18 protein-coding genes are annotated in these 18862 nt (G+C 70.5%); 5 read left to right on the top strand and 13 right to left on the bottom strand.

Annotation, left to right across the window (positions count from 1 at the left end; all coding sequences use genetic code 11):
• Positions 1–3 precede the first annotated feature (3 nt).
• Positions 4–747: an SDR family NAD(P)-dependent oxidoreductase gene (locus ACIBG7_RS03605; protein ID WP_397335059.1), complete on the bottom strand. Its 744-nt coding sequence runs from the start codon at positions 745–747 to the stop codon at positions 4–6.
• Between the two features lie 124 nt (positions 748–871).
• Between ACIBG7_RS03605 and ACIBG7_RS03600 the strand changes: the two genes are divergently transcribed.
• Together ACIBG7_RS03600 and ACIBG7_RS03595 are read left to right on the top strand one after the other, a co-directional pair.
• Positions 872–1144, top strand: a complete 273-nt coding sequence (locus ACIBG7_RS03600) for a WXG100 family type VII secretion target (protein ID WP_357916374.1) — start codon at positions 872–874, stop codon at positions 1142–1144.
• Between the two features lie 125 nt (positions 1145–1269).
• Positions 1270–1545: a WXG100 family type VII secretion target gene (locus ACIBG7_RS03595; protein ID WP_357916377.1), complete on the top strand. Its 276-nt coding sequence runs from the start codon at positions 1270–1272 to the stop codon at positions 1543–1545.
• Between the two features lie 4 nt (positions 1546–1549).
• Here the strand turns inward: ACIBG7_RS03595 and ACIBG7_RS03590 are convergent, their stop codons facing one another.
• Positions 1550–2764, bottom strand: a complete 1215-nt coding sequence (locus tag ACIBG7_RS03590; protein ID WP_397335057.1) for an MFS transporter — start codon at positions 2762–2764, stop codon at positions 1550–1552.
• A 61-nt stretch (positions 2765–2825) separates the two neighbouring features.
• Between ACIBG7_RS03590 and ACIBG7_RS03585 the strand changes: the two genes are divergently transcribed.
• Entirely contained in the window at positions 2826–3404 is a 579-nt protein-coding gene (locus ACIBG7_RS03585; protein WP_357916383.1) for a winged helix-turn-helix domain-containing protein, read from the top strand.
• Between the two features lie 4 nt (positions 3405–3408).
• On the opposite strand, the gene ACIBG7_RS03580 is transcribed toward ACIBG7_RS03585, so the two are convergent.
• Genes ACIBG7_RS03580 through ACIBG7_RS03565 form a run of 4 tightly spaced genes read right to left on the bottom strand, consistent with a single transcriptional unit; the run spans position 3409 to position 10558 of the window.
• Positions 3409–7827 (bottom strand): FtsK/SpoIIIE domain-containing protein, encoded by a 4419-nt coding sequence (locus ACIBG7_RS03580; RefSeq protein ID WP_397335056.1) that lies wholly within the window; start codon positions 7825–7827, stop codon positions 3409–3411.
• 11 nt (positions 7828–7838) lie between these two features.
• On the bottom strand, positions 7839–8360 hold the full coding sequence (locus ACIBG7_RS03575) for a hypothetical protein (protein WP_357916389.1): 522 nt from the start codon (positions 8358–8360) through the stop codon (positions 7839–7841).
• Complete coding sequence (locus ACIBG7_RS03570) at positions 8357–9190, bottom strand: hypothetical protein (protein WP_397335055.1); 834 nt, start codon at positions 9188–9190, stop codon at positions 8357–8359. Before ACIBG7_RS03570 ends, ACIBG7_RS03575 begins: the two co-directional genes overlap by 4 nt.
• Positions 9191–9241: 51 nt before the next feature.
• Positions 9242–10558: a hypothetical protein gene (locus ACIBG7_RS03565; protein ID WP_397335054.1), complete on the bottom strand. Its 1317-nt coding sequence runs from the start codon at positions 10556–10558 to the stop codon at positions 9242–9244.
• Positions 10559–10621: 63 nt separating this feature from the next.
• On the opposite strand from ACIBG7_RS03565, the gene ACIBG7_RS03560 reads away from it, so the two are divergent.
• On the top strand, positions 10622–10873 hold the full coding sequence (locus ACIBG7_RS03560; protein ID WP_357916397.1) for a hypothetical protein: 252 nt from the start codon (positions 10622–10624) through the stop codon (positions 10871–10873).
• Here the strand turns inward: ACIBG7_RS03560 and ACIBG7_RS03555 are convergent.
• The 7 genes from ACIBG7_RS03555 to ACIBG7_RS03525 are packed head-to-tail and all read right to left on the bottom strand — an operon-like array spanning position 10860 to position 17841.
• Entirely contained in the window at positions 10860–11222 is a 363-nt protein-coding gene (locus ACIBG7_RS03555) for a hypothetical protein (RefSeq protein WP_397335053.1), read from the bottom strand. The genes ACIBG7_RS03560 and ACIBG7_RS03555 overlap by 14 nt on opposite strands.
• The gene (locus tag ACIBG7_RS03550) at positions 11219–13084 is read right to left on the bottom strand and encodes a C2 family cysteine protease (RefSeq protein ID WP_397335052.1); all 1866 of its coding nucleotides are present in this window, start codon (positions 13082–13084) and stop codon (positions 11219–11221) included. Before ACIBG7_RS03550 ends, ACIBG7_RS03555 begins: the two co-directional genes overlap by 4 nt.
• On the bottom strand, positions 13084–13401 hold the full coding sequence (locus ACIBG7_RS03545; protein WP_357916406.1) for a hypothetical protein: 318 nt from the start codon (positions 13399–13401) through the stop codon (positions 13084–13086). Before ACIBG7_RS03545 ends, ACIBG7_RS03550 begins: the two co-directional genes overlap by 1 nt.
• On the bottom strand, positions 13388–13837 hold the full coding sequence (locus ACIBG7_RS03540; RefSeq protein ID WP_397335051.1) for a hypothetical protein: 450 nt from the start codon (positions 13835–13837) through the stop codon (positions 13388–13390). The genes ACIBG7_RS03545 and ACIBG7_RS03540 overlap by 14 nt, the downstream gene beginning before the upstream one ends.
• Positions 13837–15630, bottom strand: coding sequence for a polymorphic toxin type 17 domain-containing protein (locus ACIBG7_RS03535; RefSeq protein WP_397335050.1), 1794 nt, complete (start codon positions 15628–15630; stop codon positions 13837–13839). The genes ACIBG7_RS03540 and ACIBG7_RS03535 overlap by 1 nt, the downstream gene beginning before the upstream one ends.
• A gap of 22 nt (positions 15631–15652) precedes the next feature.
• Entirely contained in the window at positions 15653–15931 is a 279-nt protein-coding gene (locus ACIBG7_RS03530) for a hypothetical protein (protein WP_357916415.1), read from the bottom strand.
• Positions 15932–15933: 2 nt separating this feature from the next.
• Positions 15934–17841 carry a hypothetical protein gene (locus tag ACIBG7_RS03525; protein ID WP_357916418.1) on the bottom strand — a complete coding sequence of 636 codons (1908 nt, stop codon included), beginning with the start codon at positions 17839–17841 and terminating at the stop codon, positions 15934–15936.
• Positions 17842–18031: 190 nt separating this feature from the next.
• On the opposite strand from ACIBG7_RS03525, the gene ACIBG7_RS03520 reads away from it, so the two are divergent.
• The gene (locus ACIBG7_RS03520; protein ID WP_357916421.1) at positions 18032–18859 is read left to right on the top strand and encodes an SAF domain-containing protein; all 828 of its coding nucleotides are present in this window, start codon (positions 18032–18034) and stop codon (positions 18857–18859) included.
• Positions 18860–18862: the final 3 nt, after the last annotated feature.

The raw sequence follows: 18862 nt of genomic DNA, 5'->3' as shown, positions 1-18862 counted from the left end.
AGTTTATCGACCGAGGTAGGCGCCGCCGTTGACGTGGATCACCTGGCCGGTGAGGTGCCGGGCGCCCGGTGAGGCCAGGAATAGCACGGTCTCGGCGACGTCGTCAGGGGTGCCCGCCCGGCCGTTGCGGGTGCTCTCGACGCGGCGCTTGACGCCCTCGTCGGTGAGGCGGCCGCGGAAGAACTCGGTCTCCACGATCAGGCCGGGGGAGACCACGTTCGCGGTGACGCCTCGCGGGCCGAGATCGGAGGCCAGGTCCGCGGTCCAAGACTCCAGGGCGGCCTTGGCGGCGCCGTACGAGCCGGACCGGGTGCCGCGGGCGGCGATGGAGCCGATGGAGATCACCCGGCCGTGGTCGGCGAGCCGGGGGAGCAGGGCCTGGGTGACCAGGACGGCGGAGAGCACGTTGGCCGCGAAGTTGGCCTGCCAGCCCTGGGCCAGCCGGGCCAGTTCGGCGGCGGGGGCCGGGTCCGGGCTCTCGTCGGCCGGGCGGTCCAGGTTGGTGTTGCCGCCCGCGTTGTTGACCAGGACGTCGACCCGGGCGGGGAGCCGGTCGAGCGCGGCGGCGACGGCGGCCGGGTCGGAGGCGTCGAAGGCGGCGTGGCTCGCGCCCAGCTTGGCGGCGGCTTCGGCCAGGACGTGCTCGCGGCGTCCGGTGATGGTCACCCGGTCGCCGAGGGCGGTGAAGGCGGCCGCGATGGCGTACCCGATGCCGGTGCCGCCTCCGGTCACAACGATCTCGCGCAAGGATGCTCCATATAGGTCCGAATAATCCTCTGGACGACCATAGCCGCTCGGCATAACGCGGGGCGACGGCGGGGCCCGCTGCCTAAGGTGAGGGCGCTCCATCCGTCTATCCAGGAGGTACGGCATGAGCCAGAGCCTGCTCGGTGGCAATCCCGGTGAAATGCAGGCCATGTCCACGCAGTTCACCCAGCAGTCGGAGGCGGTGCGCGCGACGATGTCCGCGCTCGACCGCGAGGCGGCGAAGGTGGGCAGCGCCTGGACCGGCCCCGGCGCCGATCGGTTCGCGAGCGCCTGGCAGAACTACCGCGCCGCCTTCCAGCGGATGTCCGAGGAGCTCTCCGAGGCCGCCCGCGTGATCAACACCTACCGGGGGAACATCGAGTCCGCGACCCGCTAACGAGCTGTTCGAGCCCCGGCCATGCGTGGTCGGGGCTTTCTTCTGCCTGGATAACTGCGTCATGTCGGGATTTGTGACTATTGTGATGGCTGTTATCTCTGAGACTGACGGTAAAGGGGAGAACCATGGGCGACCCAAAGGTCGGTGGAGTCATCGCGGACATGGAGAAGATGTCCCAGACCTTCAAGACCCAGGCGGGCGCAGTCCTGGACGCCAAGAAGGCGCTCGACGGCGAGGCCGGCAAGATTCCGGCGTCGTGGTCCGGCCCGAACGCGGAGAAGTTCAAGTCCGCGTGGGAGGCGTACAAGTCCTCCTTCGACAAGGTGTCCCAGGCTCTTGAGGAGGCCCAGGACGGCATCCGCAAGAACAAGGAAGCCATCCAGGCCGCGACCGGCGCCTGATCTCTCACGAAACGGGGGTCTCCCGCACCGGGAGACCCCCTTTCGCGCGCAGGGACCGGGAGAAACTCGCCGTCACCGTGCAGGCCACCAGGCCGACGCACAGCACGAGGATGGCAGGCGCCGCGCCGGCGTGCTGGCTGAGCAGGCCGCCGAGCAGGGGCGCGAGCGGGGTGAGCCCGGAGAACATGACGTTGAGCGCGCCGTGCACCCGGCCCTGCATGTGGTCGGGCACCGAGCGGGCGATCTCGACCTCCAGCGCGATGTTGAGCGCCGGGACCACCAGCATCGCGACGAACAGCACCCCGGCCGTCCAGTAGGCGCCCAACGGCAGCACGAGCAGCGGCAGCACGAGCGCGAACAGCCACGAGCCCGCGAGCATGAGCCGCCCGGTGGGCAGCAGGCGCATCAGCCGGGCCGACAGCGCCGCGCCGGCCAGCCCGCCGAGGCCCAGCGCGGCCATCACCACCCCGACGTCCACTGGGTCGCCGACCAGCACGATGATCGGGATCGTCATCGCGTTGACCACCAGGTTGCAGCCGAGGACCAGCCCGCAGACCGCCCGGAGCAGGGGCTGGTCCCACATCCAGCGCACCGCCTCGGCGATGTCCGCCCGCATGCTCTGCGCGGGGGCGGGCGGCGTCTCGGGACGGCGGGGCACCCGCGCGAACGCCACGCAGACGAAGGAGACCAGGTAGGTCGCCGCGTCCACCAGGAAGGGCACGGCCCGGCCGAGGGCGAACAGCGCGCCGCCCAGCGCCGGCCCGGCCAGGCCCGCGGCGTGCTGGCGGGTCTGCTCCTGGGCGTAGGCGGTCGGCAACTGCTCGGGCGGCACCAGCGCGCGCAGCGAGGCGCCGTGCGCGGGCCGGAACAGCGCGCTCGCGACCCCGTTGACGACGGCGACCGCCAGCAGGTGCGGCATGGTCAGCGCGCCGGCCAGCAGGGCGCCGCCCACGCCGGCCATGGTGACGATCCGGACCAGGTCGGCGCCGAGCAGGATGCGCCTGCGGTCCCAGCGGTCCACCAGGGCGCCGGCCGGCAGGCCGACGAGGATCTCGGTGCCCATGGCCACCGCGCCGACCAGGCCGGCCTGCGTGGGGGAGCCGGTCATGGCCAGCACCAGCAGCGGGAAGGCGAGCCCGGACAGCGTCGAGCCCAGCTCCGAGGCGGCGGAGCCGACCCAGAACACCTGGAAGCGGAGGTTCCTGCGTAACGGCTGCATGGTTCAACAAGATAAATTGTACAAGAACTCTTGTACAACCCTCGTGGATAGGATTCCCCGCGTGGAGGAGACTCGGCGGCAACTCGGCCCGGACGACGTGGGCACGCTCAAGGCCATGGCCCACCCCACCCGGGTCCGGCTGCTCATGGCCATCGCCGAGATCGGCCCGGCCACCGTGGGCATGCTGGCCGAGCGCCTCGACGAGGCGGTCGGCGCGGTCAGCTACCACCTGCGGCAGCTCGGCGAGCACGGGCTGGTGGCCGAGGCCCCCGAACTGGCACGGGACCGGCGGGAACGATGGTGGCGCTTCGTGCCCACCGAGAGCCTGTCGATCACGCCCTCCGACTTCGCCGACGACCCGGTGGGCCAGATCGCCCAGCGGGCCGCGCTACGGGCCTGGCTGGAGGCCAGCACCGAACGGCTGCGGCTGGCGGTGGAGGCCATGCCCGGCCTGCCGCAGGAGTGGCAGGACGTGACGATGCCCAGCATGAACGGGCCGCTGCGGCTGACCGCCGAGGAACTGGCCCAGCTCTACGACGAGCTGGGCGCGCTCATGGAGCGCTGGAAGCGGCACGGCGAGACCGCCGCCGACCAAGAAGACCGGCGGCGGGTCCACCTCTACTTCCAGCCCCTGACCTAGCGGGTCAGCCGCCGGCCACCTGGACGAGCTCCCACATGCCGCCCAGCACCAGCAGGCCGCGCCCGGCCGGGCCTGCGCCGGTGGCCAGGCTGCGCGGCAGCCGTACCCCCAGCAGGTCGCCCTGACTGGTGGTGGTCGGGCGCAGCAGCAGGCCGTTGCGCGCCTTCTTCATCGCCACGACCGGGCCCCGGTACATCGAGTCCAGGTCCTCGACGCTGCCCGCGCCGATCACCAGGTTGCCGGTGTCGCGCACCTCGCCGATGTAGTCGGTGAGCCACTCGGCCAGCTCGCTGTCGTTGCCCAGCAGCTCCAGGTCGTCCACGAGCAGCGCGTGCCGCCCGGTCAGCGCCTCCTTGACCTCCGAAGGCGAGGCCTCCCCGGTGAAGGAGGCCCCGGGCAGGTCACGCACCGGCGAGCGCCGCGGCGTGATGGTGACCAGCGAGAACCCCCGCTGGGCCAGCCACGTGCCCATGGTGATGAGCGCGGTGGAGCGCCCGCTCTTGGGCGGCCCGGCGACCACCAGCGCGGGCCCGTGCTCCTCGGCGCGGAAGAAGCGCACCCCGAGCGAGTCGCCGCCCACGCCGAACACCACGGCGTCCGCCGGCAGCGGCTCCTCGGCCATCGCCATGGCCTCGGCCAGCGTGACGCCGGTCGGCAGCGCGTCGACCCGGAAGGGCCGCAGGTGCCGCGGCAGCTCCCCGGCGCGCAGCCGGGCCTCGCGGCCGAGCTGGTGCAGCGCGGCCACCTGCGCGGTACCGGCCACGTCCTCGGCCAGCAGGCCGACCTGCACCTCCCGGATGGTGGCGGTGGCGCGGAAGGCGCGGCCGGGCGGCATGTGGTCCGGCACGTCCTTGGCCCGCAGCCCGATGTAGCTGTAGTCCATCGGGTCGGCCAGCTTGAGCATGAGCCGGTCGTCGAAGAGCGTGGAGATCCGCCCGACCAGGGTGCTGCGGTCGCCGGTCATCACCACCTTGACGCCCACGCCCGAGCCCTCCTGGAGGATCTGCAGCCACTGGTCGACCAGCTTGCCGCCGTCGTAGGACTCGAACGCCGCGTAGAAGCCCTCCCACCGGTCGAAGAGCACCAGCAGGTACGGCAGGCGCTCGTGCTCGGCCACGGCCGCCCGCTGCTCGCTCAGGTCGGCGAAGCCCTGCCCGGCCAGCACCTGCTGGCGCCGCGCGATCTCGCCGAGCAGCCGGTCGGTGAGCCGGGTGAGCCGGTCGGGCGAGTCACGCCCGACGACCGCGCCGGTGTGCGGCAGGCCGACCAGCGGCAGCAGGGCGTTGTTGCCGCAGTCGACCGCGTACAGGTGGACGTCGCGCGGCGAGGCCTGGGTCGCGACCGAGGCGGCCAGCGCCCGCAGCACCGTCGAGCGCCCGGAGCGGGCCGAGCCGCAGACCAGCAGGTGGCCGGAGGCGGCCAGGTCGTAGACCTCGGTCGCGCGCATCTGGAGCGAGGGGATGTCGGCCAGACCCATCGGCAGCTTCGTCCAGGTGTCGGCCGGCTCGACCTCGCTCAGCGTGAGCGTGTCGGCCAGCGGCTCCAGCCACGGGCTGCGCTGCTCGGCCACGCCCATCGCGCTTGCCGTACGCCCGATGACCTCGACCAGCACCGACAGGTCGGTCTCCATCAGCGACTCGTCGTCGGCCTGGGCCCGGGAGCCGAGCGGGGCGCCCAGCCGCTGCCAGGTGATCGGGTTGATCTCGATGTACTCGGTCTTGGCCCGCCCCTGGCCGGGCCGGCGCCCTCCGATGCGAGCCGACTGTACGGCATGCAGCGAGGAGGCCCCCGAGCGCACGTAACAGCGGCCGGGCGTGGTCTTCGAGATCTGCGCCGCGGTCGGCGCGTTGATCACGTCGTTGGACTCCTCCGAGCTGGTCACCCGGAGCGCGATGCGCAGGTTGGTGTTGGCGGCGATGTCGGGGGTGACCACGCCGCCGGGCCGCTGGGTGGCCAGGATCAGGTGCACGCCGAGCGAGCGGCCCCGCCGGGCGATGTCGACCAGGCCGACGATGAAGTCGGGCAGTTCCTGCACCATCGCGGCGAACTCGTCGATGATCAGGATCAGCCGGGGCATCGGCTCCAGCCGCATGCCCTGGTCGCGGTAGTCGTTGTAGTCCTCGACGTCCTTGGCGTCGGCCTTGAGCAGCATGTGCTCGCGCCGCTTCAGCTCGGCGGCCAGCGACTCCAGCGCCCGCTCGGTGAGGTGGCCGTCCAGGTCGCTGACCATGCCGACGGTGTGCGGCAGCTTGGCGCAGTCCTTGAAGGCCGAGCCGCCCTTGTAGTCGATGAGCACGAAGTTCATCTCGTCCGGCCGGTTGTGCACGGCCAGCGAGGCGATGAACGACTGCAGCAGCTCCGACTTGCCGGCGCCGGTCGTGCCCGCGACGAGGCCGTGCGGGCCGTCCAGCCGCAGGTCGAGGGTGTAGGGGCCGTCGGCGCCGATGCCGATCGGCACCCGGGTGGTGCGCCCGCGCGACCAGTAGTGGGCGATCTGCTCGGGCGCCGGGTCGGGCATGCCGAGCAGGTCGAGCAGCCGGGCCGAGCCGGGGATGGCCGAGTCGGCGTCCTCGCGGCTGACGTCGCGGATGGGCGCGAGCGCCCGGCCGAACCGGTCGCACCAGCCCGAGTTGACCTGGTCGGCGATGGCGTCCGGGCTCTGCATCGCCCCGCTGAGCCGGACGAAGGCCGGCCGGTCGAGGTCGCAGACCGCGACCGTCGTGCACTCCTCGGGCAGCAGGCGCTGGTCGTCGTCGATGCAGATGCTGTAGACGCCCACGGTCGGGCCGAACTGCAGGATCTGCGGCATGCCGGGCAGGCTGCGCAGCGCCCGCGCGCCGTCCAGGACGACCAGGATGTCGTACGGCTTCTCCGCGGCGTACCCGGCGAAGACCCGCTTGTCCTCGTTGAACGAGCCGAAGTCCAGGCTGGACTTCTTGGCGTTGCGCCGAGCCTGGATCTTGTTGACCAGCTCGCTCGCGCGCCGGGCCGCCGACTCGGGGTCGGCGCCGACCAGGGACAGGCACTCCTCGCCCTCGTGCGGGGCGGCGTGCGGCAGCCAGCGCACCCAGTTCCAGCTCGCCTCGCCCTCGTGGTCGGCGCTCAGCACCACGATGGCCAGGTCGCGCGGGCTGTGCAGCGCGGCGGCCTGGGCGACCAGCCAGCGGCCCAGCGCCCGGGAGGTCTGCCGGGCGCCGGTCAGGCCCAGCACGCCCACCTGCGGCATCGGCACGGCCACCGGGACGGCGTGCGAGAGCGGCACCTCGGGCAGGTCGCGCTCTGAGGCGTTGCTGCCGTGCTCGACGATCAGCTCGATCAGCGAGCGCTGGTCGGCCACGCCGATCCGCAGGTGCAGCGAGTCGGCGTCGTGGCTGCGCCGCTCCCACAGCCGGCGGCGCGGGCCGGTGGCGGTCAGCAGGGTCTCGGCCGGGTCGGGCAGCTCGGCCCGGCGGTCGGTCTGGTCGTCCAGCCGCAGGTGTTCCAGGGCCTGGGCGAAGGTGTCGCGCTTGGCGCGGTACTCCTTCAGCGACTCCTTGTAGCTGCGCTTGCCGTGCCGGCGGTCGCTGTACCACTGGCCCATCATGGTCAGCGGGGTCAGCAGCGCCATGAGCAGGAAGAGCGGCTGGCCGAAGGCGATGGCCATGACCACGCCGCCGACGCCGAACAGCACGCTGGTCAGCAGTTGCAGCCGCTGGTACTGCGGGCGTTGCGGCTCGATCGGCACCTCGATCGGCTTCATCCGCGGCGGCTGGCCGAGGCGCGGCGGCCGGTTGTAGGCCAGGCCGCCCTCGACCGGCGTCAGGTGCGCGTCCGGGTTCTCCGGCAGCCTCAGCGTCATCACGCTGGCGCCGGTGATGAGCACCTGCCCCGGCGTCCAGCGCTCGGGCCCGGTCAGTTGCCGGCCCTCCAGCAGCACGTAGGCGCCCGGCGCCGGCTCGACCAGCGCCTCGTTGACGGTCACGTGCACCGACAGGGCGTGCGGCGAGGTGGTGGGGTCGGGCACCTGCATGGAGCAGCCGGGCGAGTTGCCCAGCGTGTAGGTGCCGAAGCCGAGCCGGTGCACCGCGCCGGCCGCGGGGCCGCCGGACAGGCGGATCTCGACCGCGCCGGTCGGCTCGCCCCGGTGGGTGGCCGCGGCCGCCGCCGCGTCGAAGGCCACGATGTCGCCGTCGCGCAGCACCCGCCCGGCGGGCATCGCCGGGTCCACCATCCGCCCGTTGACCCACAGGCCGCCCAGGTGGCCGGCCCGCTGGTGCACGGCGCCGCTGGCCCAGTTGGGGTGGGCGACGACCTGGGCGCGGGGCTCGCCGAGCGACTCGCCGAGCACCTCGGCGACCCGGGCCGCGGTGACCGTGTCGTCGGCCTGCGCGATCACATCGCGCGGGCCGTGACGCGTGAGCGCGGTGAGGGAGATGCGCATCATGGGACCAAAGCTTATGCTTCGCCCTGGCCTGGCTGCAGAAAACCGACTACGCCGGAAATGGCGCTTCTTGTCAGTGTTAGCGGGTTGGTGTCCGCTCCGAGGAGGATGAGGGCCAGCGCCAGTTCCTCCGGCCGGGGCTCGGCCAGCAGCGTCACCGTGGTCGTGCTGCCCAGCGGGGCGTGCGCGCGCACCAGACCGCTCAGCTCCTCGGTGTTGGCCGCCGTCGCCCGGTAGGTGTAGTCGCGGCCGGCCAGCGAGATGCGCAGCGCCCGGTCCTTCTTGGCCAGCCCGCGGCCCGGCCGGACGCTCGCCTCGACGCCGCCCACGCTCAGCCGGGTCCGCTCGTCCAGCGGCACCCGGCCCTCGCGGGTCGTGTCGGGGTGGCTGAGCTCCGTCGCGGGCAGGCCCTCGCAGGTGAGCGTGGCCAGGCGGGGGCGCTTGTGCACCTTCACCGTGATCGTTCCGTACGGCTCCGCCGTACCGGACAGGACGATGACCGCGTCCGGCGGGACGCTGCGGTGCAGGACGATCACGACCGCGCGTCCGGACCGGCGGCGACGATCTCGTCCGGGATGAGGTTGACGATCCGGTCCCACAGCTCGCGGGCGTCGGCGAAGACCAGGCGCAGCTCGCTGTCCGGGGTCACCTGGCCGGGCAGGATCGGCTCGGCGGGCCGCTCGCGCACCCAGTAGCCCAGCGGGCCGCAGTCGAGCACCGCCATGCCGCGCAGGTCGGTGGTCCTGCCGTCGGCGCCGGGCCAGGCCACGGTGACGCGCCAGTTGCCGGTGAGCTGGAGCAGCAGGTGGGTCAGGATGGTCAGCTCGGGGTCGGCCAGGCCGCTGGCACGGGCGATGGCCGCCTGCACGGGCTCGGCGGCCTCGCTGGTGCTGTCGGTGTCGAGCCGGCCCAGCTCGGCGAAGCCGGCGTCCATCGCGGCCATGGTGGTCTGGATGACCGGCGCCTGCGGCGGCTTGGCGTCGCGCTCGCGCAGGCCGACCACGCGGGCCAGCGACCACACCAGCGTCGAGGGGTCGGTCGGCACGTACTCCGACTCGATCTCCCCGGGCCAGGTCTCGTACACGAAGCAGGAGTCGTTGCCGATGATCGCGCCGTTGCCCGTGGTGCCCTCCGGGCCGGTGACCTCGATGTTGACCACCATGATCGGCTCGGCGAGCGCGCGTACCAAGGGCGCGAGCTCCGGCATGGCGCTGTCGTCCTCGGCCAGGAAACCGGCCTGGCGCAGCTCCAGATGAGCCTCGCGCAGCTCGGCGGGGAGGTCGTCGCCCGAGTACAGGCAGCCGAGCACGCCGAGATGCGCCTGAGCCAGGCGGAAACGGTCACGGGCACTGTCATGCGAGGGCATCTGCGACATCCTTCGTCGAACGATTCTGGCGGACCTCGGTCGGACGGGACCTCAGTCGAACGGATTGAGGGACTTGATGAAGTTCTTGGTCTTCTCCACCGCCTTGCCGGCGCCCTCCTTGATGTCATCCCAGTGTTCCACCACCTTCGCGCCGACGTAGACCGCGCCGAAGACCACCGTGGCGCCGATGGTGATCGGGTTGGGCGCGATCATCGCGGCGGTGAGCGAGGCGTTGAAGCCCAGCTCGGCGACGTCGGCGACGTACCCCGCGCCCTTGCGCTTGAAGGCGTCGACCGGGTTGCCCTGGGAGATGACGTTCGCGCCGGAGTACAACGTCGAGGCCACGCCGCCCGCGACGCCCAGCAGGCGCAGGCCGCCCGCGCTCTTGGCGAGCACGCCCATCCGGGTCAGCTTCGACGGGTCGGTCTTGAGGATGACCGCCGCCGCCTGCAGCTTCTTGGGGTCGGCGGTGGCGGCCCAGACCTTGAACAGGTTGGCCTGGCCGGCCAGGGTCGCGGTCTGGCCCGAGTGGGTGCCGATCTCCAGCGCCTTGACCAGGTTGTTGTTGCCGAAGGTCAGGTTGATGAAGTTGTTGACCCGCGCGCCGAGCAGCGCCCGCCCGGCGTTGGTGGCCTGGCCCACGCGGTCCATCTCGGCGTACTCGGGCAGCAGCGAGACGTAGTCGCGGTAGAGCTGGCTCTTCATGAACAGCTTGCGGGTCAGCGTGCTCAGATACGTGCCGGGCGCGGTCGCCGACCGGGTCTGGATGGTCCACCGGCCGCCGGTCAGCTTGTTGATCAGCGGCTGCCAGGCCTTGTTGTTGGCCATCAGGCGCAGCAGCGCGGCGCTCTGCGCGGTGACGATCGGCGCCGCCGTGGCGACGTTCCGGACGTCGCCGAAGACCTTGAGCACCTTGGCCACGGTCTGCTGGTGCGGCTCCAGCGCCGGGATGACCTTGGCGATCGCCGCCGCCTCCAGGCGCTTGAGGTAGTCGTCGATGCCCTCGCCGTGCCGCCGGCTCAGGTCGGACCTGCCGTTCTCGGCGGCCCACGCGGCCACGGTGTTGACGTAGACCAGCGTCGTCGGGTCCAGCTTGTCGCCGTTGGCGGAGATCTCCAGCGGGGAGAAACCCGCCCAGGCCAGCCCGGCGAACGGGTCGCCGGTCTGCAGGCGCAGCAGTGCGGCGCGCTTGCGCAGGTCGGGATCCTGCTTCTTGGCCCAGCCCGGCAACTCGCGCAACGCCGACATCTGGGGGGTCACGCCCAGCGAGCTCGCCCGCTTGAAGGCCTCGTCGGCTGAGGTGCTCAGCCGGCCCATCATGCCCGCCAGTCGCTCCAGTTGGTCTGGTTTGAAGCCGCGGTCTCCCATGACGGGCCACTGTATATGTCACTGTATATGTCAGTAAAAGTCAGAATGAAGGGTGATTCATCTATGCCGCCTCCTGAAGTCGAGGAGATGCAGGGCCAGGCCAAGAAGCTGCGCGACTTCGCCGACCACGTCGAGAAGCTCGCCGACGAGGTGCGCGACTACGCGGGCAAGATGGAGTGGTCCGGCCCGCTGACCGACCGGGTGCGCGGCGAGATCGGCACCTGGCGCACCCGCTGCACGGAGACGGCGGGGAAGATTCGGGACGAGGCGGAGAAGCTGGACAAGGCGGCCACAGACCTGCTCAACCGGAAGTGACGATCCTGACGTCCACGGCGGCGTTCGTGCGTTGCCACATGTTCCAGATCTCGACCAGGGTGAGGCTCCCGCCCGGGATCTCGATCGTCTGGCCCTTGCGCACCCGCAGCTCCCGGCCCGGGTTGGGCAGGCCGATGAAGACCTCGTCGTCGCTGAGCACCGCGTTGAGCGAGACGGCGCCGCCCGGGTACGGGTGCTGGATGGGCGGGATGCCGGAGTAGCGCGACAGCGTGAGCCGTACCAGCCCCGGAGCCAGGGCGGGCGGCTCGGCCAGGTAGGCGCGGACGCCCAGCGCGGCGGCCAGCGCCACGACCAGGACCCCGGCCAGACCGATCAGCCGCCACTTCATCGCTCCTCCCCGCTGACCTCGACGCGCTCCAGCAGGGGGATGGTGCCCCTGACCCGGAGCTGGATCCACCGCAACGGGATCTCCACCTTCTGCGGCGCGCTGCCGTTCGGGCCCCACGGATTGGACACCAAGACCATCTCCTTGCCGCTGGGATCCTTGAAGACCTTCTCGATGACGTAGACGTGGTCGGCGACCAACTGGTCGCCCGGGCCGTTGCGGTTGTCGATGTCGTAACCGTGCGGGACGCTCATCGTCATCGGCACCTTCTTGTCGACGAGATCCTTGAGCTTGTCGTAGGTGATGTCCTCGGCGTCCATCATGGGCCGGTCCTTGCCGTTCATGTCCTCCCACGGGCGCAGGACGTGGCCGTCCCGCCAGCGGTTGGGGGAGAAGACCTCGCCGACGTCCGGGATGTACTCCGAGTCGCCCTCGATGCCGCGGTACCGGCCGTTCCCGCGGAACTGGGCGAAGGCCTTCTCGTAGATGTTGACCAGAGGCGGATCGACCCCGCTGTCCATGGTCTGGCCGTCCACGCGGACCTTCACCGGCTTGCCGTCCCGGAAGAAGGTGACGGTGTAGCTGCCGTCCGGGTTGAGCACCATGCGCTTGGACAGGAAGTTGGGGTCGCGCTTGAGCTCGCTGATCACCCCGGCCAGGAACCAGCAGTCGCCCACGGCGCCCTGCGAGACGATCTCCCAGTCCACCGGCAGCTTGGGATCGGGGGGCGGGTTGGTCGGGCTGAAGGTGGCGCCGTCGAGCGTTTCCGGGTTCGGGACGGTGAGTTTGTCCGACCAGTCGTTGACGATGGTGTCCAGTGTCTTCTGCACGTCCCCGAACGGGCTGGGAAACCCGCGCTTGGTCTGCGTGAGCCCGAGGATCTTCGCCATGAGTCCCTCGGCCGGGTTGGGCCCGCCGGGCGTCATCCGCTCGTAGTTCTCGTGCGACTCCAGCGTCGCCGCCTTGACGAAGCGGGCGAGGGGGTCGATGAGCTTGGGGTCCTTGATCTGCGTCCAGCCCCAGGCGTTCCCGGACACCATCCCGTTGATGCGGTCGAAGTTGTCCTGGTAGATCTGCGTGGCCGCGAAGGGGTTGCGGGCGGCGGCGTCCAGGAGCTTGGCGATGGTGTAGTTCTGGGAGCCGTCCTTGAGCCCGCCGTTGACGATCTTGACGACGGCGTCCTTGCTCCAGGTGCCGTGCATCATCAGCTCGGCGAGCATGTTGTAGTCGGTGCCCCGGCCGGTGGGGTTGAACTTCTTCAGCCAGTCGTCGTCGATGACGCCGCGGTGGCTGGCGACGGCCAGGATGTTGGCGATGGCCTGGAAGCGGCCCTCGGTGTCCTCGTCGTCGTCGCCCCAGGAGTCGGGGCTCTTGGCGCGTCCGGCCAGCCAGCCGAGCTTGTCGGGGCCGAGCTCGCGGGCGAAGGCCTCCGCGAAGTCGGGGTCGAACTGGTACTTGCGGACCTGCTCCCACACCTCGGCCGGAAGCTCGCCGGGCTCCTTGTACTTGGCGGCCAGCTCCTTGGCCTTGGCCCGGGCCTCCTCGGGACTCTTGAAGTGCCCCGCCCACTCCGACTCGACCATCGCGCCGGTGAAGCCGTAGACGCCGTGCTCCTTGGAGATCTGCTCGGTCATCGACTGCCGCCGGCGTAACATCGGCAGCTCGCCGTGGATCCAGTCGGCGACCGAGCGCAGCGTGGTGATGTGCTTGGCGCTCAGCCCGGCCCGGCCGAAGTCGCGGTCCAGGTGCATGGTCTTCTCGTTGATCAGCGACTTCACGTCGTCCAGGTCGCCGATCATGCCCTTGAGCTGGACCGGGTCGATGCCCGCGAAGTCACCGCCGCCCGGAGGCTCGGGGGGAGCCATCAGTACCTCGACGAGCGGTTGTAGGAGTCCACCTGCCTGCGCCAGCGCTCGGCCTCCTCGGGCGAGCACTTGCGCGGCGTGGCGGCCAGCATCGCGGCCAGCTCGTCATCGAGCGCGCCGACCGCGGTGTTGTACGCCTTCACCTTGTCGTGCAGCTTGCCCTTCCAGTCGGTGGCCGTCTTGCTGGTCCAGACCTTGCCGCTGTCCATGGCGGTGGCGGGCTTGTTCAGCTTCTTCTCCATGGCGTTCTGGATGCCTTGCACCTTGTCCAGCAACGCCTTGAGGTACTCCCACTTGGGGTTGTCAACGTCGGCCATCGTCCTCACCTCGCAGCCGGGCCATCAGCGTCTCGGTCTCCTCCTCGCTCAGCGGCGGATCGGGAAGCAGCGGGGTCAGCTCCTCGACCTCCTGCGGCTCGCCGCTCGCTGGGTGGCCGGCGGCGACGGAGATCCAGTCGATGCCGGGGAAGGGCGTCTGCTCGTCGAACCACACCCCGTGCGCGAGGTCGGCGTCGCCCTCCACGGGCGCGTCGACGCCCAGCAGGCCGAGCGTCTCGGCGACCAGCGACGTCGAGTCCCCCTCGCGCAGGCCGAGGTCGGCGTCGACCATCCAGGTCCCGGCGATCTTCCAGTACGGCTCGGCCGCCGGCTCGCCGTGCGGCGCCACCCGCTGGAGCACGGGCGCGGCCAGCCGTTCGGCCTCGGCCCGGCTGGAGGCCGTCACGTTGAGCGTGATCGTCACCTGCCTGGTCATCAGTTGCCCACCCGCCCGGTCGCCCATTCGACGTTGAGATGTTTGCCGTCGGCGGTCAGCTTGGCCAGCCCGCCGTCCTTCTTGACCTGCACGTCCCACTCCTTGCCCACGTTGTTCTGGCCGCGGCCGTGCTGCTTGCCTTGCTGCCAGACGTTGCCGAAGGCGTCCTCGATGCCGTTGCGGGCGTTGGCCTGGCTCGGCTCCCAGTTCTTCTTCGGCACGAAGGGCACCGGGCCGTCGGTGGGCAGGCCCAGCTTCTCCGCCCGTTCCTTCCACTTGGGGAACCTGGCGTAGATCTTGGCCGCGTCGGTGTGGAGCCGGTTGACGACGCCCAGCGCGTCCATCACTTTGGTCGGGCTCTTCAGGTCGACGTTCTTCAGGGTGTTCTTGAGGTTGTCGAAGCCCTCGTTGATGGCCTTGACGTACGACTTGAGCTTGCCGGCGTCGGCGGCCGCGTCATCGGGCACCTTGAAGAAGATCTTGAGTGCCGGGAAGGCCTTGACCAGCGTCATGAAGGTCTTGATCGGCTTGGCCGCGGCGTCCCCGAAGTACGGGACCACCGCCGCCATGGAGAGCATGGCGCCCTTCCAGTCGCCCTCGCCCAGCGACAGCAGGCCCGAGACGCCGTCGGCGATCGGTGTCGGGTCGAAGATGCCGACCAGGTCGGCGACGAGCTGGACCGTCTGGTACCAGGTCAGGCCGCCTTCGGGCAGCAGGTCCTCGGTGTAGGGGCCCTTGAAGAAGCGCTGGACGATGTCGATGAAGGAGTTCTCGACGGCCTCGAACGGGAAGCGCTCGTCCTTGTGCTCCGCCACGACCTGGAAGAGCTTGAGCACCAGTTCGTCCGCCGGGTTCTTGGCTCCCGGGTTCATCCGTTCGAACGCGTCCGCCGCGTCCACCGTGGCGGCCTTGAGGAAGCGCCCCAGCGGGTCCCCGAGGTCGGGGTTCTTGGTGTTCATCCACCCGATGTGCTTGCCGTACGCCATGTTGTTGATCAGCTCGAAGTTGGTCTTGTAGACCTCGTGAGCGGCGAGCGGGTTGCGGGCGACGGCGTCGAGGATGCGGGCGGTGATGACGTTGCCGCCGCCGAGCTGCACGATCTTGACGCCCTGGTTGCCGATGCGGACCAGGGTCTGGGTGTTCCAGGTGCCGTGCATCATCAGGTCGGCCATCAGCGGCAGGCCCATCTTCTCGACGAACTTGTCGTCGACGACGCCGCGGTGGCTGGCGACGGCCAGGATGTTCGCGATGGCGGGGAAGCGGCCCTCGGCGTCCTTCTCGTCGTCGCCCCAGGCGCGCGGGTTCTTGGCGCGGGCGGCCAGCAGGGCGAGCTTCTCGGGGCCGAGCTCCTTGGCGAAGGCCTCGGCGAAGTCGGGGTCGAACTGGTACTTGCGGATCTGCTCCCAGGCGTCGGCCGGGAACTCGGCCGGGTGCTCGTACTTCCCGGCGAGTTCCTTGGCCTTGGCCTGGGCCTCCTCGGGGCTCTTGAAGTGTCCGGCCCACTCCGACTCGACCATTGACCCGGTGAAGCCGTGGACCCCGTGCTCCTTGGAGATCTGCTCGGTCATCGACTGGCGGCGGCGGAGCATGGGCAGCTCGCCGTGGATCCAGTCGGCGACCGAGCGCAGCGTGGTGACGTGCTTGGTGTCCAGCCCGGCCCGGCCGAAGTCGCGGTCCAGGCCCAGGGTCTTCTCGTTGATCAGCGACTTGACGTCGTCGAGATCGCCGATCATGCCCTTCAACTGGACGGGATCGATCCCCGCGAAGTCGGTGCTGTCTCTGTCGGGAGGCACGGGGGATACCTTACGGCCATGGTCAAGATTTGGCTGATTCGCGTAGTTCGCGAGCTTCGCGACGCAGGTTCTCCGCCGTCGTACGGCAGGCGGAAGCCAGCCCGCCGAGGTTCGAGTTCTGGGTCCTGAGCGTGCCGTTGAAGCGGTCGGCCGCCGGGCCGGTCCAGATCTCCCGTCCGCCCGAGGGCGTGGTGGTGATCTCCTTCAGCACCCCCTCGACCTGCCCCGCCCAGCCCTCGAACTTCTTGGCCAGTTCCTCCTTCGCCTCGGCCTGCGCGATCAGCTTGGCCTTGTCGGTCACGATCAGCCTCCGCGCTTCTTGAGGGCGTCGACCACGGCTTCGGTGTAGAAGCCCTGGATGGCGTTCTTGAGCAGCACCCGGTCCTCCGGGCTGAGCGCGGGCGCGCCCGCGACCTTGAGCCGGTCCTCGTAGGCCTTGAGATGTTGCTCGGACAGCTCGATGACCAGGTCGCTGGCCTCGCCGTTCTCGTTGCCGCCGAACAGCCCGCCGATGAGCGGCAGCTTCTGGAAGAAGTTGTCCTCCTTGTCGAGCGTCTTGGCCAGGTTGCCGGCGACCGGCCACTTCATCCGCTCTTCCAGCAGGTTCTTCCACAGCGTGCTCTGCACCTCGCCGGGCACGAGCTTGCCCAGGCGGCCGATGGTCAGGTCGATCGGGAGGATGAGCATCTCGACGGTGAGCTTGCGCCGCTCCTCCTCCTTGAGGTCGATGTCGTGCACCGCGCCGACCATCAGGCTGCCGAGGCCGCCGAGCTGCGCCATGGCGAGGGTGAACTTCTTGCGGTCCTCGGGGTTGTTGAGGTCGCCGTTGCCCACGTCGAGGGTGCCCTGGAGGCGGCGCATGCCGTCCGCCAGCGTCTCGCGGCCCTCGGGCCGCTGGAAGATGCCGGCGATGAGGTTGGTGAGGTCCTTCTCGCTCAGGTCGTCCCAGCCCTTGCCGGGGCTGAGGTAGCCGAGCTCCTTGTCGTTGCGCCCGGCGGCGAGCCGGGCGATCTCCGGCAGCCAGTTCGCGGCGTGCTTGGCCACGATCGCGTTGATCTCGGCGTCCTTGAGCGCGGCCGGCTTGAGCCCGCGGGCGGCCAGCGCCTTGGCCAGGGTCTGGAAGGCCTCGCGGCCGGTCTTCGGGTCGCTCAGGTCGGCGTTGAGCCCGTCCATGAGCGCCTTCTTGAGCACCGGGTCCTTGGCGAAGGAGTCGGTGTAGGCCCCGGCGGCGTGGGCCAGCGCCTTGCGCCGTTCAGGTCCGGGCAGGCCGCCGGTCAGCGCCCGGGCGATGGCGGCGCTGACCAGGGCGTCGAGGCCCGGTGGGCGACCCTCTTCGAGTACGGCCGGCTGCAGCAGCAGGTCGGCGGTCTTCTGGTCGGTGGCCAGCAGCGCCTGGAAGGCCTCGGGGTTGCCGTCGAGCGCCTTGAAGAACCAGTACAGCCGCCAGTTGTCCTCAGGCCCGGTGTGCCCGGTGACCGCGGAGGCGAGGTACTTGCCCGCCTCGACGAGGAACTCCTTCGACTGCGGCGCGGCGGCCAGCATGGCCGTCATCACGTCCGGGCCCGGCGTGGTGAGCATGTGCTTGCGCAGGTCGGGGATGAGCCCGGCGGCGTCGGCCGCGGCGAAGCCGTCGACCAGCGGCCCGAGCTCCTTCTTGAACTCCTCCAGTTCCTCCGGCGTCAGGCCCTTGCCGAGCGGGTCCTTGTTGTACTCCATCCACTTGGCCATGATGTCGCCGTAGGCCTTGGGCCCGAGCTTGTTGAGGAAGCCCGCGGCGAAGGCCGGATCCTTCATCTGGTCGGCCTTGAGCAGCTTCAGCAGCTCGTCGAAGGTGCTCATCCTGGGGTCCTTCTCGTAGGCAGCCCAGGCGTCCTTCAGCTTCTGCGCCTCCGCCTCGCCGGCCCGCTTGGCCGCGTCGGCGCTGGAGTAGGGGAAGTCGGCGACCTTGAAGTCGTCGCGCACCCGCCGCGCGCCGGGCACCGACTGGATGGTCTGGATCCGCCATTTCAGGTCGCGCTCGGAGTCGCCGAGGAAGGTCGCGCACTGGCCGAGCAGTTCGGCCCCCTTGGCGCCGCTGGGGAAGGCGGCGCCCGCTTCGGCGATCCCGGCCGACAGCGCGCTCTTCAGGGGGCCGGTCGCTTCGGCCGCGGTCTTGAGGGAGGTGGCCAGCTTGGTCGCGGCGGCTGGGTTGAGCCCCACGAACTCAGTCATGTCGCGTCACTTTCATAACGTTTGAGACGTTATCGCCCTGGACCGTGCCAAAGATCATCCTTGCTGAAACGTTCACTGATTCGCCACTAACGTGGTTGAGGGTGTTTATGCGGTCAGTGTGACTTGGGTTGCTTGGGCTAGGTATTGTCGGAAATCGTCACCAGCGTCCCTAACACTGGAGTCCCTGTAGATGAAGGCCACCGAACAGTCCTTCCGCAGGCCCGAAGCGCAGCGCCTGGCTGATCAAGGTCCTTCCTCGCAGCCCGTCCAGAGCCGTCGGCTGCCTTCCGCGCCGCGGGAGCGCAAGCCCGCGCTCGCGGCGCTCGCCGTCCTCCTGATCGTGGGCGGCGCGCTGCTCACCGCGTACCTGGTGATCATCATGGGCGACCGTGTGCCGGTGCTCAAGACCGCCCGCGACGTGCCCGCCGGGCAGCGCTTCGTCGCCGAGGACTTCGTCGAGGTGTCCGTGCCCTCCGACATGGAGGTCGCCTACATCCCGGCCGACCAGCTCGACATCGCGATCCAGAAGTACGCCAAGGTCGGCCTCACCACCGGGACGCTGCTCACCGAGGCCATGACCGCCGACGCGCAGGAGGGCCTGGTCGCCGGCAAGGCGGTCGTCGGCCTGGCGCTCAAGGCCGGGCAGTACCCGGCGATGCTCAACCCGGGCCAGCGCGTGCAGGTGATCTTCGTGTCCGGCGAGGAAGGCAGCGCCGAGGCCGGGCGCGTGCTGGCCGACCGGGCGCTGGTGCAGTCCGCTGAGACCTCGGTCGACGGCGGCGGGGCCCGCGTGGACATCGTCATCGACAAGGCCGTCGCCGCCGACATCAGCGCCGCCGCCTCCGCCGGCCGCGTCGCCCTGGCGTACCTGCCGGGCGGCAAGCCCGGCGACGCCGCCACCCCGGTGACGCCGACGCCGCAGGCCAGCACCCCGGTCACGCCCAGCCCCAAGGAATCGCCGACCGGCAAGGCCTCGCCCAGCGCCAAGGCCACGCCGACGACCACCGAGGACGAGTGAGCC

The sequence above is a fragment of the Nonomuraea sp. NPDC050328 genome, from assembly GCF_044459405.1.
Classification (GTDB): domain Bacteria; phylum Actinomycetota; class Actinomycetes; order Streptosporangiales; family Streptosporangiaceae; genus Nonomuraea.
Note: the sequence above shows the minus strand (reverse complement) of the source record. Positions and strands in the feature narration are given on the sequence as shown.

What these genes read in the sequence shown, in the direction of transcription:
- ACIBG7_RS03600 (WP_357916374.1), top strand. Translation starts at nt 872, where the DNA reads ATGAGCCAGAGCCTGCTCGGTGGCAATCCCGGTGAAATGCAGGCCATG.
- ACIBG7_RS03595 (WP_357916377.1), top strand. Translation starts at nt 1,270, where the DNA reads ATGGGCGACCCAAAGGTCGGTGGAGTCATCGCGGACATGGAGAAGATG.
- ACIBG7_RS03590 (WP_397335057.1), bottom strand. Translation starts at nt 2,764, where the DNA reads ATGCAGCCGTTACGCAGGAACCTCCGCTTCCAGGTGTTCTGGGTCGGC.
- ACIBG7_RS03580 (WP_397335056.1), bottom strand. Translation starts at nt 7,827, where the DNA reads ATGATGCGCATCTCCCTCACCGCGCTCACGCGTCACGGCCCGCGCGAT.
- ACIBG7_RS03570 (WP_397335055.1), bottom strand. Translation starts at nt 9,190, where the DNA reads ATGCCCTCGCATGACAGTGCCCGTGACCGTTTCCGCCTGGCTCAGGCG.
- ACIBG7_RS03565 (WP_397335054.1), bottom strand. Translation starts at nt 10,558, where the DNA reads ATGGGAGACCGCGGCTTCAAACCAGACCAACTGGAGCGACTGGCGGGC.
- ACIBG7_RS03560 (WP_357916397.1), top strand. Translation starts at nt 10,622, where the DNA reads ATGCCGCCTCCTGAAGTCGAGGAGATGCAGGGCCAGGCCAAGAAGCTG.
- ACIBG7_RS03555 (WP_397335053.1), bottom strand. Translation starts at nt 11,222, where the DNA reads ATGAAGTGGCGGCTGATCGGTCTGGCCGGGGTCCTGGTCGTGGCGCTG.
- ACIBG7_RS03550 (WP_397335052.1), bottom strand. Translation starts at nt 13,084, where the DNA reads ATGGCTCCCCCCGAGCCTCCGGGCGGCGGTGACTTCGCGGGCATCGAC.
- ACIBG7_RS03545 (WP_357916406.1), bottom strand. Translation starts at nt 13,401, where the DNA reads ATGGCCGACGTTGACAACCCCAAGTGGGAGTACCTCAAGGCGTTGCTG.
- ACIBG7_RS03540 (WP_397335051.1), bottom strand. Translation starts at nt 13,837, where the DNA reads ATGACCAGGCAGGTGACGATCACGCTCAACGTGACGGCCTCCAGCCGG.
- ACIBG7_RS03525 (WP_357916418.1), bottom strand. Translation starts at nt 17,841, where the DNA reads ATGACTGAGTTCGTGGGGCTCAACCCAGCCGCCGCGACCAAGCTGGCC.
- ACIBG7_RS03520 (WP_357916421.1), top strand. Translation starts at nt 18,032, where the DNA reads ATGAAGGCCACCGAACAGTCCTTCCGCAGGCCCGAAGCGCAGCGCCTG.